Here is a 16,218-nt window from a genome sequence, read left to right on the forward strand (position 1 = left end):
AAACCCTATTTTTTTCTATAAAATTTGACTTTCATAGTAAAGTTATTATCATCGTCTATTTCAGCTGAAATTTTTGCATTATGTTTATCTACTATTGCTTTTGCAATAGATAGTCCCATTCCATTTCCACCTTTTTGTCTTGTCCTAGCTTCATCAAGTCTATAAAATCTATCAAATATCTTATTTAAATCTTCTTTATTAATTAGTTCACAGCTATTAGAAACTGACAAAATAGAATCTTTATTTTGAGAAAGCTCAATAAAAATATTCCCATCATCTGTTACATATTTGAATGCATTGTCTAATATTATGTTTACAAGCTGAACTATGCTCCCTTTGTCAGCTAAAATAAATACATTCTCTTGAATGCTTGTTTTTACCTTTATATTAGTATAAATGGCTGAAAACTCTGTCATTGCATCTATTAATATCTTACTTAAATCAATTTCTTGAAACACAAGATTGTCAATCTTTTCTTCAAGGGTTGATAGCATAAGCATCTGTTCAATAAGATACTTAAGCCTTCTAATTTGATTGTGATTGCTAATAGTCCATTTACTTTCCCCAGAAATCAACTCTAATACCTCATTATTGGCAGATAAAATTGCTAATGGAGTTTTAATTTCATGGCTAGCATTACTGATGAATTCTTTTTGTCTATTTAGATTATCTACAAAGGGCTGAATCGCTTTTTTTGATAAAACAACCAGTAATAAAAATACTATTAATAAAGATATAAATAGCACAATCAAAGAAACTGTAAGAAAGCTTTTATTTATATGCTGCTCTTTGCTTATATCCAGAAATACAATCAAGGATCCACCATTTTTTGTGCTAAGTGAATATCTATAATTATCAATAGTCCCTTTTGATTTTCCATCCTCTAATATTTGGTTCACATAATCTATGGCTATATAAGAAACATCTGCGGCTATGTTAGTATTATCAACTGAAATAATAGAATCTGATTCAGATATTCTAACAGTAAAGTATCTATTGAGATATCTTCCTTCAGGTCCTAATTCAGGTTTTTTAGGAGGTCTGTCATCTGGGATTTTATGCTCATCAAAAGGTATTCTTCCATCGTTATCACTAATTATAGATAGTAATTCATCACTATTTTTATTAGTCTTATATATGTTTGCCATGTTAATGGAAGATAATACAATCACCATTACTGTAGAAATTGCAACCATAGCAACTAAAACAAATCTCCACCTTAGCTTATCAGTCACAGCCCACCTCTATCTTATAGCCTAAGCCTCTAATTGAAGCAATAGTTACCTTTGAGTCTAGCTTTGCAAGTTTTTTTCTAAGAGAGCTAATATTTACCCATACGACATTTATTTCTGCATCTGACTCATATCCCCATATCTTGTCCATAATCAAATCTTTAGATAGGATTTGTTTAGAATTTAAAATAAGTAGCTCCATAGTTTGAAATTCCTTCTTGTTCAAAACCACTTGCTGATTGTTGCATATGATTTGACATGTATCTCTATTTAAATACATATCTCCAAATTCCAGTATATCAGCATTAAAATTTTGTGGCCTTCTAAGCAGGGCCTTTATTCTTGCAAGTAGCTCTTTCATTTCAAAAGGCTTTGTAAGGTAGTCATCTGCTCCTAGCTCAAGGCCTGTGACCTTGTCATCTACATGACTTTTTGCTGTCAACATTAGTATTGGAGCTTTACAATTTTTTTCTCTTAGCTTGCTTAGAACTTGGTATCCATTTAGCTTTGGCATCATTATATCCAATATAATAATGTCATAGTCTATTTCTTGTGCATAGGAAAGAGCATCCTCTCCGTCATATACTGCGTCCACCACATAATTATTATGAGAAAGCAGCATAACAAGAGCATTTGAGAGTTCCTTTTCATCTTCAGCCAATAATATCTTCATTTTTACCATCCTTAATTAAAATTTATATCTATCCCATAATATATTAAGCTTCCAACTTAAAATGAAGTTAAAATTATGCTAATTTAATCAAAGAATGTTAATAACATAAGACTAGATACAAAATTACATCTCTACTTGATCACCAATATTTAGCTCAAGTGCCTTAATATAAATCATTTTTGCAGTTACAATATCAAGCACAGCTGTTCCAACAGTTTTAAAAAAAGTTATTTCGTCACTAGATTCTCTGCCTTTGGTTTTTCCTAAAAGTAGTTCTCCAAGCTCTCCTGTTACTATAGCTTCTGTACATTTATTATTTTTAATTGGATTAATTAAATCAGCACTCTCACTTAGAACTCCATCTCTAGTATCTACGTATACCTTGCCAGCATTAAGTACAGTGTATTCATCAATCTCATGCATCTCAGGAGTATACGAGCCAACTCCATTTATATGAGCCCCTTTTTTCACAAGTCTTCCATCAAATACAGGATTCTTTGTAGTTGTAACACTAGTAATGATATCTGCATTATCAATAGCTTCCTCAGAGCTTTCTACAGCAATACATTTTATATTGAATTTTTCCATCATTTTTGCTGCAAAATCTTTAGCTCTCTCTATATTAATATCATAAATTCTAAGCTCTTTTATATTTCTTACAGCTAGTACTGCTTCTACTTGAGTTTCAGCTTGCCCACCTGTACCAAAAATAGCAAATATACTTGAGTCTTCATTCGATAAAAGCTCTGTAGCTGCACCTGAAACAGCTCCTGTTCTCACTCTAGTAAGATAAGTTCCATCCATCATAGCACAAACCTGACCTGTCTCCTCATCTAGAAGAATCATAGTTGCGGGTACTGACGGCAACCCTTTATTAATATTATTTGGATAAACTGATACTATTTTTATGCCTAGTGCCTTTGATGATGCTGCATATCCTGGCATATATAAGCTTTGTCCACCCGCTTCTTTTACATTAATATTGGTTCTTAGAGGTATATCAGCATCATTGCTTGAATAAGATATAAGTGAATCCTTAGCAGCCTTAATCGCTTCCTTCATTGTAAAAACCTGCTTCATATGATTTTCTTTCAAAACTAATATTTTCATAATATTTTTCTCCTTATAATATAAGTAAATTCTCTTAACTTTATAATAGATTAAATATACTATAAAATCAAAGGATTCGCTAGAATAAAGAAATTTTAGAGGATATTTATGCTAACTTAAAATACCCATCTAATTTGATGGGTACTTTAATAAATTATCTTATTATATCCTTATGCTACATCGGATAAATTATTAACTTTATCCATTTGTTCATATGATGTAGAATTATTATCCTTTATAAGCTTGTAAATCTGGACTGCTACTAAAGGTATTAAGGACAATCCAATTACTGATAGATGCTGGGATATATCGAGCTTACTCACCTCAAACGTAGTCATAAGAGGTGGGTAATTCATAACAAACAAAAGCATTAAGCTTCCTACAATAATTGATAAAATTACATAGATATTGCTAAGAACTCCGATTTTAAAAACAGAAGCTTTAGAACGGCAGTTCAAACTATGAAATAGTCTTGATAAGCATAAGGTTGCAAAAGCCATAGTGCTACCTACTAAATGACTACCACTTGAAAAGCCTATATAATAAGCTGTCATGGTTACTAATGCAATTAAAGCTCCTTTAGTCGATACCTGTTTAATAAATTCCTTGTTAATAATTGAGTCTGTTCTTTTTCTTGGCTTTTCTTTCATAATGCTTTCATCATGAGGCTCTAAGCCTATAGCTATAGCTGGCAAGCTGTCTGTTAATAAATTTATAAACAAAAGATGTACAGGAGCAAATGGCGCTGCAAGTCCTGCCACAGAAGCAAAAATTACTGAGAAAATACCAGCTGCATTTCCAGATAATAAAAACTTAATTGAGTTTTTTATATTTACGTAAATAGAGCGACCACTAGATATAGCTTTTACAATTGTGGCAAAATTATCATCAGTAAGAACCATAGAGGCTGCTTCTTTTGATACCTCTGTGCCTGTTATTCCCATTGCTACTCCTACATCTGCCTGTTTTAATGCTGGTGCATCATTTACCCCATCTCCAGTCATAGCAACTACCATAGATTTTTTCTGCCAAGCTCTTACTATCCTAATCTTATGCTCAGGTGATACTCTTGCGTATACGCTAATATTTTCAACAATATTATAAAGCTCATCATCTGTTAGCTTCTCAATTTCGTGCCCTTCTAAAGCCTCCGTTTCATCATTAATTATCCCTATCTGCTTTGCAATTGCAATTGCTGTTATTTTATGATCTCCGGTAATCATCACTGGCTTTATCCCAGCTAAAATACAGTCAGCAACAGCTTTTTTTGATTCTGGTCTAGGTGGATCCATCATAGCAATCATACCCATGAATATCAGTTCATCTTCATCTTCTAATTTAGGTCTAGATTCATTTTTGTATTCCTTATATGCAAACGCTAGAACTCTGAGTCCATTTTTAGCTAGACTATTATTATCATGCTTTATTTTAGCTTTAACCTCATCATTTAAAATCTCAACTCCATTCGAAGTCAAAATTTTATGAGCTTTGTTAATTATTGTATCTACAGCTCCTTTAGTAATCATAAGCTTGCTGTTTTCATAAGCATTTACAGTACTCATCATCTTTCTATCTGAGTCAAATGGGAGCTCAAATATTCTAGGATGAGCATTTCTTGTCACTTGCTCATTAATATTATGTTCATTTCCTAAATTCACAAGCGCTATTTCTGTTGGGTCTCCAATATTACTGTCCCCTGAAACAATAGCATCATTACATAATACCGAAAATTGTATTAATTTATTTATAAGGCTTTGGTCAGTAGCCTCATCACTATCAACTATATTATTGTCAACCCATAGCTTTTGAACTTTCATTTTATTTTGAGTAAGTGTACCAGTCTTGTCGGAGCATATAACTGATATGCTTCCTAAACTCTCTACTGCATTCAATTTCTTAACTATAGCATTTGATTTCGACATCTTCTGAGTTCCAAAGGCAAGTACAATTGTAACAATAGAACTTAAAGCCTCAGGTATAGCCGCTACTGCTAGTGCAACTGCAAACATAAAAGAATCAATAATTGCTTTATCTCTTAATATATCAATAATAAATATTATTCCAGATATAATCAAAATTGCTATAGAGAGATTTTTTCCAAAATTATCAAGGGTTTCTTGAAGCGGAGTTTTTCTTGCTTTAGCATTTTCTAGCATCGATGCAATTTTACCTATTTCAGTTTTCATCCCAGTATCAGTAACTACTGCTACACCTCTTCCATAGGTTACATAGCTACCGGAAAAAACCATATTCTTCATATCTCCAATTGAAACATCATTTTGGCTAATTGCTTCAATCTCTTTTGTAACACTTTCTGACTCTCCAGTTAGCGAGCTTTCGTTAACTTGAAAGCTGTGAGCTTCAATTACTCTTGCATCTGCGCTTATATAATCTCCTGCATCAAAAAATATTATATCTCCAACAACTAGTTCATTTGATGGTATTTCTTTTTTCATTTTATCTCTTAAAACTTTTGATACTGGTGAAGACAATGCCTTTAGTGAATTAATAGAGTTATTTGCTTTAATATGTTGAACTGTTCCTAAGATTGCATTTAATACTACAACAAAAATTACTACAATAGTACTTTCATATTTTCCTAGAGCTGCTGAAATTATGGCTGCTAAAATAAGCATAATTACCAAAAAGTCCTTGAACTGGTCCATAAAAACTTTTATCGGAGTGTCTCCTTTGGCTTCATCTAGCTTGTTATATCCATGCTCCAATCTTCTTTTTTGGACTTCCTGCTCTGATAATCCATCAATACTTACATCCAAAATCTCCATTACTTCTTCACTGCTTTTCCTATAAAATTTCACTTGCTAATCTCCCTCCTTATTTTCCAAACAAAAAAGACTCTACAGCTAGAATTAACTAGCTATAGAGTCTCACTAAACAATAGTGTCTGCAAAGCCGGGACGAATCCGAAATGACGACTTTGAATCCTGCTTCAGCAGGCAGTTACTCCCTCTATAGGAATACATTTTGTTTGTTTATATTACCACTCACAAAAGTACTTTGTCAATTGTATTTTTAAAGTACCTTACTTAAAAAATCAATAGTTCTTGGATGAGAAGCACAAGTAAATATTTCTTTTGGGCTTCCAGATTCAACTACTGCTCCCTCATCCATAAAAAGAACTCTATCTGCAACTTCACGGGCAAATCCCATCTCATGCGTTACCACAATCATAGTTACATCTTCATTTGCTAGGCTCTTCATAAGCTCAAGCACTTCTCCCACCATTTCCGGATCAAGAGCTGAAGTTGGTTCATCAAATAGCATAGCTTTTGGCTTCATGGCAAGAGCTCTTGCTATAGCAACCCTTTGTTTTTGCCCTCCAGAGAGTTTACTAGGAAACTCATTTTTCTTATCTGATAAGCCTATTCTTTCTAATAAAGCAAGCCCTATTTCATTTGCTTCTTCAGTAGAATATTTCTTTAGAAGTATAGGTGCCATAGTTATATTTTCAAGTACAGTCTTATTTGGAAAAAGGTTAAACTGCTGAAATACCATTCCAATTTGTTGTCTGTATGAATTTAATATTTTTGAATCCTTAGTTATTAGTTTTCCTTCAAAATGAACATCCCCATCACAGGGTGGTTCAAGAAAATTAATGCATCTTAGCAATGTACTTTTTCCAGAACCACTAGGTCCAATAATCGCTAATACTTCGCCTTTATTAATTTCTTCATCGATTCCTTTTAATACATGTAAATCTCCAAATTTTTTGTGGATATTATTTAATTTAATCACTTGCTTGTAATCTCCTTTCAATTACTCCAAATCCTTTTGATAAGACAGCTGTCAAAATAAAATATATAAGTGCCGCCACAAGAAGTGGTTCAAATGGTTTATATGTTATCCCCCTAATGGTATCTACATTGTACATAAGGTCGTGAAGGCCAATAACTGATACTATAGCCGATTCCTTAATTAGCACTATAAATTCATTGCCAAGTGCAGGTAATATGTTTTTAAAAGCCTGAGGAAGTATTACCTCTTTATATGCCATGGCTCCCGTCATTCCTAAGGACTTTGTTGCTTCAAACTGACCTTTATCTACAGCCATTATTCCAGCTCTTATTATTTCTGCAATATATGCTGATGAATTAATTGACATTGCTATTACTCCAGCTACAAACATGGGGATGTCCTTTAGTCCGTAATATACTATATATAGCTGTACTAATAATGGAGTTCCTCTTATAAATGCAATATAGGCTCCAGAAATATTTTGTAATATCTTAAATTTTGACAGCTTCATAATAGATAGAACTATTCCGCCTATTAATCCTAAAATAACAGTGATAAAGCTTAGCATCAAAGTGTTTGATGTTCCAGATATAAAAAATTTATAGTAGTCAACAAGAAATCCAAAATCCATAATTATGCTCCTTTTATTAAGTAAAAATATTACTGTGCTGATAATTCCGTTGCTTCAATAATATATTTTTCTAATGTTTTATCTTCAATAATAGTTTCAAGCGTGCTATTTATTTGGCTTAGTAAATCCTCTTGGTTCTTATTAATAGCAAGAGCTACTCCACCTTCAGAGCCTAAATCAAGATTGTTTACTGCTATGCTTTCATTTGCATCAGCATAAGATTTAGCAACTACCTCCGCTAAGATGATTCCATCAATTTTGCCACTTTGTAATTCCATTATAAGATTTGGAATTTTGCTAATAGCAACTTTTTCTGAATCAGGAAACTGTGTATCTGCTATTTCCTCTTGTATCGTTCCTTTTTGAACTCCAACTTTAAGTCCTTTGAAATCTTCAGGGGCTTTTAACATATCTACTTTATCTGCTGCAACAAGCATAGTTGAATGAGCATCATAGTAAACAATTGAAAAATCTACTGATTTTTTTCTTTCTTCAGTTGGATTCATTCCCGCTGCTATAAAGTCAATTTTTTTACCAGTTAATGCTGCAAGAAGTCCATCAAACTTCATATCTACAATTTCTAGCTCAACACCCATATCCTCTGCTATTTTCTGAGCAATTGCTATATCAAATCCAACATAAGTATCCACTCCATTTATTTCTTTATGAAATTCATATGGAGGATAATCAGCTGATGTTCCCACAACGATTTTCCCTTTTTCCTTAATCATTTCAACAGCACTTTTCTCTTCCTCGGCTGAAGAGCTACACCCAACAAAGCTTAAAACCATTAAAATAGCCACACCTAATCCCATTAATTTCTTTTTCATAACATTTCCTCCTTTAATTATTGTTTAGTCAATGGTTATGCAGACGATTTTCTAAAAATGAGCTTTCTTTGCATAAAAAAAAACTCCCGTCCACAATTTTAAAAAATTGGGACGAAAGTTATACTTCCGCGGTACCACCCATATTAACACAAGGTTCTCTCTTTGGTACGGAGATAAACTCTCGATACCTATCCAAGATAACGGTAGGATTCCGTCTGACCTTAGAGCTTTAAAGCTTTCTTGCCAGAGACTCTGAGAAGCTCTCAATATAGTTGTTCTCGATTGGGCTCACACCATCCCCAACTCGCTGTAACCGACTTCTATATATTCTCATCTCGTCAACGTCATATTGCATAATTATTAACTTGTTCTCAATGATACAAAATTCAAACCGAGTTGTCAACTATAAAATAAAAATATTATAAAAAAAATTATAATTCTAAAATTATAATTCTAAAATTTTAATCTTAAAATTAATTTAAATCATTTGCTCTTGGATAATAGATTTTAACTTAGCAACTACTAAATCTATAGCTACCGCATTATGACCACCTTCTGGTATTATTATATCCGCATAGCGCTTATTTGGCTCAATAAATTGTAAATGTGCTGGTCTAACAGTTGCAAGGTACTGGGCTATAACAGAATCAACTGTTCTACCTCTTTCATTTATGTCTCTTTGTATTCTTCTAAGTATTCTAATATCAGCATCAGTATTTACAAATATTTTTATGTCGAGAAGATTTCTCAGTCTCTCATCTTCTAAAATCATTATTCCTTCGACTATTATGATACTTCTCGGATGAACAGTTACAGTTTTATCTCTAAATCTAGTGTGATTTTCAAAATCATAAACAGGCTTTTCTATGGTCTGTCCTTCTAACAATAAATTTAAATGCTCAATTAATAAATCGTTGTCAAATGCAAGAGGATGATCATAATTAGCTTTTATTCTCTCTTCCATAGGAAGATTAGTTTGATCCTTGTAATATGCATCTTGCTCAATCATAGCTATATCTGACGGAGGTATGTTTTCTATAATTGTCTTCACTACTGTACTTTTTCCAGAACCAGTTCCTCCAGTTATTCCAATAAAAATAGGTCTTAGCACCTAAATTCCACCCTTCAAATTTAAAATTATACTTAATTGATTAAATCTTAGCAGCAGCTATCGTTACTACAATTAGTTCTAGTATTTGATAATATGGAGCGTTGCTTTAAGCCTTTATTCTCAATTCCTAATGTTTTATATATAGCTTCCTTTATTGCATCAATTGGAATCTCGTCATAGCTATATCCATTATAGTTAACAGCTCTACAAACAGTTTCTTTCCCCAATAATGAAGAACATGAATCACAATAATTATCAAAAATTTTAATATCAATTATATCTTCGATTTTTATTTTATTTATCAAAATTAAGTTTGATTCCTTTATTTCATTATCGTTTAGAGCAGTTTCTATAAATTGAATGTCTAAATTAGAATTGTCTAAATCTGATTCGATTGAATTAATAGCCTTGACGATATTTTCTCCCGTATCAGAACATCTTTCGCAGGTTTCTCCATCTACATCAAGATGCTTCCATTCGATTATCAATTTAAACATAATTATCTCCTATCCGCTAATTCACTCACATATATTATATCATTCTAGTACTAAATTATCATAATAACAACTTAAATATAAATCTGCTACTATAAGATTATAATAAAAAAAAGCCTTTAGCGCATCTATAATTTTAATATCTATGCGCTTAAAGCTTTTTAATATGAATATAATTAAGTTTTTACTTCGATTTTGACGATTTAAATTTATTTTTCCATTTTATCAATATAAATTTTATTATTATCATCTAGCTTAACAGTAAAACCCTGATAAACACGATATCCTTCGTCACTTTCAAATTTGCTAAAGTCAATTATTCTCGAATCTATATGGATATATTTTACTATTTCCTTATTTTTAGTAAAAACAAGTACAGCGTCAGCTTTATCACTTAAATAATTTTCTTTTCCTAATATTTTAGGATTATCAATCGGAAGTCTAGTTTCGTAATTTTTATCTATTTTTAATACATCAAAATTCTTAATGCCTGCTTTCTCAATAACCTTTTCTACTTCATCAGTATTGCTTACATACATGTTATCCCAAATTTCATATGAATCGTAAGTGTTGTTATATCTAAAGCTAGGATAAAACCCTCTACTATTGTAATTTTCAATATCTTCAGGTCTATTTTCGATATCTTTCTCATAATACAGCTTATTATTAATCAAGTCCTGCCTGATACTAAGTAGTTCTATTTCTTGATTAGTCTCTATGCTAGTCTCTCTATAAGGCGATTTAAGACCCATATTTCCTGTAAACATACCTATAGCTAAAAAAAACAAAGCTACGAGTAGAATTTTTTTATGATTACTTGTTAATTTCATTACTTCACCTCCTAGGATGCTCTATTTTTTTGAATCAGATAAAGAGGTATTTTATATCCTGCAAATCCCCCTACTACATAGCCTATAAATAAACCTGGTGTTCCAAGTTCTATCATTTCACTAAATATTATTCCTCCAGCTAGAATACTTGATAAAAATACCCCAAGTCTAAAGAACCCTTCTAGTGATTCGAACGTCAATACCTCTGAATTTTTCTCCATTTTAGAAAGGTCGAATAAAACTAAAGCTATTAAAAGCATTCCAATAGCAACAGCTAATAATCTAAACGAAAAAAATATTTGGGCTGATTGAGAATAATCGAATGTTCTAAAGAAAAATTGCATAGGAGTTATCATTTCGAAATACTTTGAAACAGAGCGAACTGCATTTTCATAGGCAAGCTCTTTGCCGTTAATCAAAGTATAAAGTGAACTATAACTCAAATAAAACATTTCATAAAACACAATAGGAAATACCCCAAAAATATAAGTGCATATAAATTGGCCTATTGATGATCCAAACAGCATCCCCATGATACAGCTAAACGAAAACATAGAAATCGCAAAAGCTGAATAGCTAAATATCCAAATCATTATTTGACTACTAGTGAACATCATTCCTACATAATCACTGGTTCCTCTCATAATTAGTAAAGAAATTCCAGATATTAAAATAGGAACAACTAAAATAAATATACCTAACACAATTTTATTAAAAAATATTTCAAATCTACTAAATGGTCCTGAAATCATTATTTCAATTGTTTTCTTTCGTTTTTCTTCACCTATAAGAGCCACTGATAAAGCAACTGGAATTATAATTAGAGCAACAATAACCAGTTCATTTTCTAAATTCAAAACTCTTCTCAAAGTGTAAAGTAAGTTGTTCATAGTATCATAAGAGTTAGAATTTAATTTTGATAAGTTTCTAGCTACGTTATATGGCACAGCCATGATAAGCAAAATTAAATAGCTATAAAAAAACCATTTAGTTATATGCCAGTCTTTTCTTAGCAAGGTTTTATTAAATGGCAATATTTTTGACAGCATATCCTTCTCCTCCCATTCTGTGTATAAATATCTCCTCTAATGTCATATCTAATTTTTCCATAATAATCGGATTATATTTTATTGCATTACTTTTAAATATTTCATAATGCTCGTCAATCACTATTTCATATACTTTTCCATAGTGCTTTATAGAAAGTAATTTAAATTCCTCTTCGAATGCTTTAGGCATAGCTGATTCAAAAGCAATCTGAATTTTTTTATATTTATATTTTAAATCTTCCATATCATCTTGAAGAATGATTTTTCCTTTATCCATAAACCCTACTCTATCTGAAACCTGCTCTAATTCAGAAATATTATGAGTTGAAATAAGCACGCTGGTATCTCTCGAGGATACATCCTGAACTATTAAATTAAGTACTTCTCTTCTCACAAAAGGATCCAGCCCTGAGGTTGGCTCATCCATTAATATTACCTTTGGCATACAGCTTAAATTAATAAGTAATGAAAGCTGAGTTTTCATTCCCTTGGAAAGATGTTTGATTCTTTTCTTTTCAGAAAAAGTAAAAATCTCTCTAAGTATTTGGTAACGTTCTTCATTCCAATTTTTACACATACCCTTATAAAATTCCTTCATTTCTTTTACTGTAAAAGTAGGATAAAAATTTAAATTATCTGGAATATACCCTATACATGAGCGTATTTCATGTGAAGCTGCAATATCTATCCCATCTAGAGTTACACTTCCTTCATCTGGCATATATATACCTGCAAGTAACTTTATAAGAGTTGTTTTACCTGCTCCATTTGGCCCTATCAAACCGTAAATCGAGCCCGCTTTTAGGTTTATGTCTACTCCTTTAATTACTGGATCATTATAATACCTTTTATAAATATTATTACCTATTATCATTTTTTTCACCCCTTTATGACAATGTCATCATAAATATCCTTTATATAATCAATAAGTTCATCCTTTGAAAGATCTAAATATATAGCCTCCACAACTAATTTTTTTAATTCTTCCATGAGCTGACTCCTTTTTAAAATTTTATTATTAGCTTGTATATCCTCAGAAATAAAAGTCCCTTTTCCTCTTAATGTACTTATAATTCCTTGTCGCTCTAGCTCCTGATATGCTTTTTGAACAGTGTTTGGATTGAGTGTCATTTCCTTAGCCATATCTCTTACTGATGGAAGCCTTTCTCCAGGAATAAGTACTCCCTTTACAACCAATTCCTTTATAGAATCAATTATTTGTTCATATATAGGCGTACGACTTCTCATATCGATTTTAAACAATTTATTCACCTCCCAAATAAGTACTAGCTGTACTAATATAAATAATACACTTATAAGTAAAAAAAGTCAAACCAATTTATTTGATTTGACTTTTTCATATTAATAGATATAGTTGTTCCTTTTATTACTGTGTGAATGTGTATCAATTGCTTTGTTTTTGCTTTATAGCCTCTTTCTTAATTTGAAGCTCATTTAAGTCAAGAATTTTATCTGCTCTTCTTGATATTAGATAGGTGACTAAAATTGCTGCAAAAAGCCTTGCCGCAAACAATATCCACCCGTTTGCTCCTACAGCCACAAAGATTAGAGTGTCCTCAAAAATAGCATGACAGCTAGCTAAAAATACTATAAGAAGAACCAAATCTTTCTTAGAAAGATTCCCTTCTTTTGAGCTTTGTATTATTACTCCTGCTCCATATGAAAGTCCAAATGTCAACCCAATAAGCAATGGAAATGCTGATTCCTGTGACATATTAAAAAAATTTGTTATAGGCTTTAAAAATCCACTTATATAATCTAAAACTTTGTAATCCTTAGCTACTTGCATCACTATCATAAGTGGTATTACTATGAGTGCAATATTAAATACAGAGTTTATACTTCCTGATGCCGCCTCAATAAAAATATCAATGAAATTCATTAGAGTGTAACACCTCCAATCAATGTCCCATAAATAAATCCAGCTAAAATCATCAATGATAATCTCATTAAAACTACTTTAGATGCACTGACATTTAGCTTCTTTACAACTGCTGTCTCCATAAAAAGAGAATGAGAAAATGAAAGCATAAGTGCTATAACAGTAACCTCAAATGGAGTAAGAGAAAGTGCTTTTATCGCTCCAATAGCCGCGTAGATGTTGAGCATATTTCCCATAACTAAAACAATCGCTGCTTCACCCGGTAGATTAAAAAAATTCATAAATGGTTCAAATATCTTAGCCATAAAATCCAGTACTGGAGTATGTCCTAAAAAAGTAACAAAGAAATATACGGGAATAACTATTTTGGCTAACATCCAAGTTGTTTCTAGGCCCTTTTTAAAGCCATTTTTTAATGATGTAACTAACAATGAATAACCTCCTTACATAGAAATTCTGATGTGAATTAGAAGTGCGAGTGTGAAAATAAAATTAGCGAAAATATATCCATAGCGAGATTTTTTACTTATAAGATTTGCTCCTTCAAGCAATTCAGATATCTCTTCTTTAAAATTAATTTTTTCTGATATACTTCTCATATTTGAAAAATGAACCAAAATCATCTTTCTGTAAGATATAGTATATAACAAACTAATTTCGCTTATTCCTTTATCTATATGTAGGGATGACTTATAACAGGATGATTCTATATCATAACTTGCTAATACTTTATTAGCACAAGTACAAAAACTTTTCCAATCTGTATTAAAAATTACTGTTGAGTTATTGCTAAGTATATACCTGACTATAAAAAAAAGAACTAGCATTCCATAAATCAGCTCTACTACAGACAAGCCGTATTTGCTACTAAACTGAATCCCATAAATAATAGGTTTTTCAATTAATGCGATAAAGTAAACACATAAGGAGCCAAAAAAATTCTCATAATATGCTCTCTTAGAGATTGACATATAAAATATATTTATAAGATTAAAAATAAGCACCCACCCTACAATGAAAGATAAGGCTCTTTCCATAACATCACCCTTGCCTCTTAGTATCGGCTAAACTATAGATTTCATCCTCAAACATATTACTATAATATCTAAAACTAAAGGATTTTACAATTGATATTACATGTATTTTGAATACAATTCAACTCAATAAAAAATTTAATATATAAATTTTAACTTAGCTTACTTGATTTTATTTACCAAACATATGTTCTTTTTTTAAATTTAGTTGTATAATATAATTACAGTAATATAACTTAAGATAAATTATTTGTATTGATGTGGTGAGGTTAAGCTATGGAAACATTAGATAAATTAAAAATTCTTGCTGAATCAGCTAAGTATGACGTTTCTTGTTCTTCAAGCGGAGGAGTAAAAAGAAAATCTAACAATAAAAGCGTTGGCAGTATTCATACAAGTGGTATTTGCCATAGCTTTACAGCTGATGGAAGATGCGTTTCCCTATTCAAAATTCTTCTTTCCAACTCCTGTATTTATGACTGTAAATATTGCATTAATAAGGTTACAAATGACATTAAAAGAGCTACCTTCACTCCAAGAGAAGTATGCGAGCTAACTATAAGTTTTTATAAAAGAAATTATATCGAGGGATTATTTCTTAGCTCTGCTATTGTAAAAAATCCTAATTATACCATGGAGCTTCTCGTACAGACAGTAATAATGCTTAGAACCGAGTATCACTTTAAAGGCTATATACATTTAAAAGCAATCCCTGGTGCTGATCAAATTTTAATTACTAAGGCTGGTCTTTATGTAGATAGGCTTAGTGCAAACATCGAGCTTCCTAGTAAGGATTCTCTTAAAATTCTTGCTCCCCAAAAAACCTACAAAGATATACTAACTCCAATGCACACTATAAGTCAGAAGCTTCTAGAATCTGGACAAACCAAAACAAAAACTAAAGAACTGTTTGTACCTGCAGGTCAAAGCACTCAGATGATAGTAGGCGCATCTCCTGAAGCTGACGGTCATATTATTAGGCTTTCTGAAGAGCTCTACAATAGATTTTCATTAAAGCGAGTTTATTATTCTTCATATATCCCTGTAAATGAAGATAATTTGCTACCGGTAGTACCTGAGCCCACATTTTTAAGGGAGCATAGGCTATACCAAGCTGATTGGCTACTTAGGTTTTATGACTTCAAAGCAAGTGAGCTTTTATCAGTCAATCAGAATTTCAATTTAGCACTTGACCCTAAAGCTAACTACGCACTTAACAACATGAATTTATTTCCAGTTAATATCCAAACGGCTAGCTATAAGCTGTTGCTCAGAGTTCCGGGAATAGGGGTAAGAAGTGCAAAGCGAATTGTCGAAGCTAGAAGATTTACTAATCTTAGATTTGAGGATTTAGTAAAAATTGGAGTAGTTATGAAACGAGCAAAATATTTTATAATTTGCAGGGGAAAATATTTTATGGATTTAAAATTCAAAGAGGAAACGATAAAAGATTATATAATTATGGATGAAAAAATTAAAAACAAAGTATCTGAAGGTGTTCAGCTAAGTATATTCGATCTTCCAAGCTACGAAATTATGAGTAGCGTAACAGGTGAATATTAAGA

17 protein-coding genes are annotated in these 16,218 nt (G+C 31.6%); 1 reads left to right on the top strand and 16 read right to left on the bottom strand.

The features are described 5' to 3' along the window. Nucleotides 1-5: 5 nt before the first annotated feature. The 16 genes from B5X47_RS00650 to B5X47_RS00725 form a co-directional block, all read right to left on the bottom strand. The gene (locus tag B5X47_RS00650) at nucleotides 6-1,235 is read right to left on the bottom strand and encodes a sensor histidine kinase (RefSeq protein WP_079588304.1); all 1,230 of its coding nucleotides are present in this window, start codon (nucleotides 1,233-1,235) and stop codon (nucleotides 6-8) included. Beyond that, a complete protein-coding gene (locus B5X47_RS00655; RefSeq protein ID WP_013361815.1) occupies nucleotides 1,228-1,905 on the bottom strand; it encodes a response regulator transcription factor in 678 nt (225 codons plus the stop codon). The genes B5X47_RS00650 and B5X47_RS00655 overlap by 8 nt, the downstream gene beginning before the upstream one ends. A gap of 123 nt (nucleotides 1,906-2,028) precedes the next feature. Then, complete coding sequence (locus B5X47_RS00660) at nucleotides 2,029-3,015, bottom strand: ornithine cyclodeaminase family protein (protein WP_079588306.1); 987 nt, start codon at nucleotides 3,013-3,015, stop codon at nucleotides 2,029-2,031. A gap of 170 nt (nucleotides 3,016-3,185) precedes the next feature. Next, a complete protein-coding gene (locus tag B5X47_RS00665) occupies nucleotides 3,186-5,834 on the bottom strand; it encodes a cation-translocating P-type ATPase (RefSeq protein ID WP_079588307.1) in 2,649 nt (882 codons plus the stop codon). Nucleotides 5,835-6,048: 214 nt separating this feature from the next. Continuing rightward, nucleotides 6,049-6,771, bottom strand: a complete 723-nt coding sequence (locus B5X47_RS00670; RefSeq protein ID WP_013361818.1) for an amino acid ABC transporter ATP-binding protein — start codon at nucleotides 6,769-6,771, stop codon at nucleotides 6,049-6,051. Further along, on the bottom strand, nucleotides 6,764-7,402 hold the full coding sequence (locus tag B5X47_RS00675) for an amino acid ABC transporter permease (protein WP_013361819.1): 639 nt from the start codon (nucleotides 7,400-7,402) through the stop codon (nucleotides 6,764-6,766). The genes B5X47_RS00670 and B5X47_RS00675 overlap by 8 nt, the downstream gene beginning before the upstream one ends. A 29-nt stretch (nucleotides 7,403-7,431) precedes the next feature. After that, the gene (locus B5X47_RS00680) at nucleotides 7,432-8,232 is read right to left on the bottom strand and encodes a transporter substrate-binding domain-containing protein (protein WP_013361820.1); all 801 of its coding nucleotides are present in this window, start codon (nucleotides 8,230-8,232) and stop codon (nucleotides 7,432-7,434) included. Between the two features lie 478 nt (nucleotides 8,233-8,710). Then, nucleotides 8,711-9,343 carry a uridine kinase gene (gene udk, locus B5X47_RS00685; protein WP_079588308.1) on the bottom strand — a complete coding sequence of 211 codons (633 nt, stop codon included), beginning with the start codon at nucleotides 9,341-9,343 and terminating at the stop codon, nucleotides 8,711-8,713. Nucleotides 9,344-9,390: 47 nt separating this feature from the next. Next, nucleotides 9,391-9,840, bottom strand: coding sequence for a DUF2703 domain-containing protein (locus B5X47_RS00690; RefSeq protein WP_079588310.1), 450 nt, complete (start codon nucleotides 9,838-9,840; stop codon nucleotides 9,391-9,393). Nucleotides 9,841-10,046: 206 nt separating this feature from the next. Further along, the gene (locus B5X47_RS00695; protein ID WP_079588312.1) at nucleotides 10,047-10,667 is read right to left on the bottom strand and encodes a hypothetical protein; all 621 of its coding nucleotides are present in this window, start codon (nucleotides 10,665-10,667) and stop codon (nucleotides 10,047-10,049) included. Nucleotides 10,668-10,678: 11 nt separating this feature from the next. Next, complete coding sequence (locus tag B5X47_RS00700) at nucleotides 10,679-11,716, bottom strand: ABC transporter permease subunit (RefSeq protein WP_079588314.1); 1,038 nt, start codon at nucleotides 11,714-11,716, stop codon at nucleotides 10,679-10,681. Then, nucleotides 11,691-12,590 (bottom strand): ABC transporter ATP-binding protein, encoded by a 900-nt coding sequence (locus B5X47_RS00705; protein ID WP_079588316.1) that lies wholly within the window; start codon nucleotides 12,588-12,590, stop codon nucleotides 11,691-11,693. The genes B5X47_RS00700 and B5X47_RS00705 overlap by 26 nt, the downstream gene beginning before the upstream one ends. Before the next feature lie 5 nt (nucleotides 12,591-12,595). After that, nucleotides 12,596-12,979, bottom strand: a complete 384-nt coding sequence (locus B5X47_RS00710) for a GntR family transcriptional regulator (protein ID WP_079588318.1) — start codon at nucleotides 12,977-12,979, stop codon at nucleotides 12,596-12,598. Nucleotides 12,980-13,121: 142 nt separating this feature from the next. After that, entirely contained in the window at nucleotides 13,122-13,619 is a 498-nt protein-coding gene (locus B5X47_RS00715; RefSeq protein WP_013361826.1) for a nucleoside recognition domain-containing protein, read from the bottom strand. Further along, nucleotides 13,619-14,050, bottom strand: coding sequence for a nucleoside recognition domain-containing protein (locus B5X47_RS00720; RefSeq protein ID WP_013361827.1), 432 nt, complete (start codon nucleotides 14,048-14,050; stop codon nucleotides 13,619-13,621). The genes B5X47_RS00715 and B5X47_RS00720 overlap by 1 nt, the downstream gene beginning before the upstream one ends. A 12-nt stretch (nucleotides 14,051-14,062) precedes the next feature. Further along, nucleotides 14,063-14,656 carry a hypothetical protein gene (locus B5X47_RS00725; protein ID WP_079588320.1) on the bottom strand — a complete coding sequence of 198 codons (594 nt, stop codon included), beginning with the start codon at nucleotides 14,654-14,656 and terminating at the stop codon, nucleotides 14,063-14,065. 273 nt (nucleotides 14,657-14,929) lie between these two features. Between B5X47_RS00725 and B5X47_RS00730 the strand changes: the two genes are divergently transcribed. After that, complete coding sequence (locus tag B5X47_RS00730) at nucleotides 14,930-16,216, top strand: putative DNA modification/repair radical SAM protein (RefSeq protein ID WP_079588321.1); 1,287 nt, start codon at nucleotides 14,930-14,932, stop codon at nucleotides 16,214-16,216. The last annotated feature ends 2 nt before the right edge of the window (nucleotides 16,217-16,218 follow it).

This window comes from Acetoanaerobium noterae (assembly GCF_900168025.1).
Taxonomy (GTDB): Bacteria; Bacillota; Clostridia; order Peptostreptococcales; family Filifactoraceae; genus Acetoanaerobium; species Acetoanaerobium noterae.

What these genes read in the sequence shown, in the direction of transcription:
- B5X47_RS00690 (WP_079588310.1), bottom strand. Translation starts at nt 9,840, where the DNA reads ATGTTTAAATTGATAATCGAATGGAAGCATCTTGATGTAGATGGAGAA.
- B5X47_RS00695 (WP_079588312.1), bottom strand. Translation starts at nt 10,667, where the DNA reads ATGAAATTAACAAGTAATCATAAAAAAATTCTACTCGTAGCTTTGTTT.
- B5X47_RS00660 (WP_079588306.1), bottom strand. Translation starts at nt 3,015, where the DNA reads ATGAAAATATTAGTTTTGAAAGAAAATCATATGAAGCAGGTTTTTACA.
- B5X47_RS00680 (WP_013361820.1), bottom strand. Translation starts at nt 8,232, where the DNA reads ATGAAAAAGAAATTAATGGGATTAGGTGTGGCTATTTTAATGGTTTTA.
- B5X47_RS00675 (WP_013361819.1), bottom strand. Translation starts at nt 7,402, where the DNA reads ATGGATTTTGGATTTCTTGTTGACTACTATAAATTTTTTATATCTGGA.
- B5X47_RS00705 (WP_079588316.1), bottom strand. Translation starts at nt 12,590, where the DNA reads ATGATAATAGGTAATAATATTTATAAAAGGTATTATAATGATCCAGTA.
- B5X47_RS00730 (WP_079588321.1), top strand. Translation starts at nt 14,930, where the DNA reads ATGGAAACATTAGATAAATTAAAAATTCTTGCTGAATCAGCTAAGTAT.
- B5X47_RS00655 (WP_013361815.1), bottom strand. Translation starts at nt 1,905, where the DNA reads ATGAAGATATTATTGGCTGAAGATGAAAAGGAACTCTCAAATGCTCTT.
- B5X47_RS00700 (WP_079588314.1), bottom strand. Translation starts at nt 11,716, where the DNA reads ATGCTGTCAAAAATATTGCCATTTAATAAAACCTTGCTAAGAAAAGAC.
- B5X47_RS00725 (WP_079588320.1), bottom strand. Translation starts at nt 14,656, where the DNA reads ATGGAAAGAGCCTTATCTTTCATTGTAGGGTGGGTGCTTATTTTTAAT.
- B5X47_RS00715 (WP_013361826.1), bottom strand. Translation starts at nt 13,619, where the DNA reads ATGAATTTCATTGATATTTTTATTGAGGCGGCATCAGGAAGTATAAAC.